Raw genomic sequence first — 1,696 nt, 5'->3', positions numbered from 1 at the left:
GCGCTAACCGCAAGGAGGCAGCTAACCACGGTAGGGTCAGCGACTGGGGTGAAGTCGTAACAAGGTAGCCGTAGGGGAACCTGCGGCTGGATCACCTCCTTTCTAAGGAAGCTGTGGAACTGGTAAGACGCTTTCGGCAAGTCTTTGACTTACCTAGAGATGAACCTTCCCGTGCTTTTTAGAACATAGATGGCGCCAGTCAGGTGACCATCGCAACGTAATACGCCGCAGACTTCGGTCATGACGGTATGGCGGGCTGCGCCGTCCACGTTTCTCTTTCTTCAAGAAGACAAAAAACCGCGTCGACCAGTTTAGGCTGGGCCGGTTCCCCGAATGGGCCCGTAGCTCAGTTGGTTAGAGCACACGCTTGATAAGCGTGGGGTCGGAAGTTCAAGTCTTCCCGGGCCCACCATTCGCATTTGCGGATGAGGGTTGGGAATGATGGAATGTGGCTGATGCGGAAAGTTGCCGAACCTGGAGTGTCTCAGGGTGACCTTTGGTTATCCCGGCCAGGCGATCGAGCTGATGGGGCTGTAGCTCAGCTGGGAGAGCACCTGCTTTGCAAGCAGGGGGTCAGCGGTTCGATCCCGCTCAGCTCCACCATCGTTTGTCCTGACGCTGTCGCGCTCTTCGAGCGCTGCGCTCCGGACGGGCCGCCGAACGATCGGCGTGGTGCGCTGCACCTGTTGGGTGCTCGGCGGCAAAGTTGTCTTCTTAGAAGAAAATAAAAGTTTGCATCGGCTTTTTGCCTGATGCCTGTTCTGCATACATTGTGAAGAGAAGATTGATCTGGAGGCTTCCAGGTGTTGTGGGTTTTGGCCCATGGCGTCCGAGCCCAGTTCTGCTGATCCTATGGATGGCCTAGCCGGCCGGAGATAGGGGAAGGACTGGAGGTAGGAAGGGAGCTTGTCGCTCTGGATCGTTTATTGTTCGGTGCCTTTGGGCATTGTCGGATGAACGATCGGATTACCGTTGCCTGACCGCGCGGTATCGGATCCAATCTCGAGAAGCTGGTCTTAAGACCTGACACAAGCGAGCTGCTCGGCGTAGCTCCAATAAAGTGCTCAGGTCGAACACGTCGATGGCATTGTTGGATTGACTGGGTTGTAAAAGGTAACCCGGTCTGTTGCCGTTCCTTTGGGGCGGTGGCGAGATGATGAGCATTGGCAATGAGAACGATTAAGTGTCGTAAGGGCATTTGGTGGATGCCTTGGCATGCACAGGCGATGAAGGACGTGATACGCTGCGAAAAGCCGTGGGGAGCTGCGAATGAGCTTTGATCCATGGATCTCCGAATGGGGCAACCCACCTTAAATGCTTGGAAAATTTAAGACGATCTGTTGATCGTCTTATCTTTCCAAGCATTGTGATAAGGTATCTGCACCTGAATACATAGGGTGTAAGAAGCGAACGCAGGGAACTGAAACATCTAAGTACCTGCAGGAAAGGACATCAACCGAGACTCCGCAAGTAGTGGCGAGCGAACGCGGACCAGGCCAGTGGCAATTGTGATTAAAGTGGAACGCTCTGGAAAGTGCGGCCGCAGTGGGTGACAGCCCCGTACGCGTAGATATCATGATTGTCCTAGAGTAGGGCGGGACACGAGAAATCCTGTCTGAACATGGGGAGACCACTCTCCAAGCCTAAGTACTCGTGCATGACCGATAGCGAACAAGTACCGTGAGGGAAAGGTGAA

At 54.3% G+C, this 1,696-nt stretch carries 2 tRNA genes and 2 rRNA genes; all 4 read left to right on the top strand.

The features are described 5' to 3' along the window. A 16S ribosomal RNA gene (locus tag EFD56_RS32440) occupies positions 1–102 on the top strand; the annotation flags it as partial. Positions 103–335: 233 nt separating this feature from the next. Further along, a tRNA-Ile gene (locus EFD56_RS32435) sits at positions 336–412 on the top strand. 115 nt (positions 413–527) lie between these two features. Next, positions 528–603, top strand: a tRNA-Ala gene (locus tag EFD56_RS32430). A 574-nt stretch (positions 604–1,177) separates the two neighbouring features. Beyond that, positions 1,178–1,696: ribosomal RNA gene (locus tag EFD56_RS32425) — 23S ribosomal RNA — on the top strand; the annotation flags it as partial.

Origin of the sequence: Rhizobium phaseoli, assembly GCF_003985125.1 — a bacterium.
Lineage (GTDB): Bacteria > Pseudomonadota > Alphaproteobacteria > Rhizobiales > Rhizobiaceae > Rhizobium > Rhizobium phaseoli.
The sequence above is the reverse complement of the archived record's forward strand: the minus strand, read 5'-3'. Positions and strand labels throughout refer to the sequence as shown.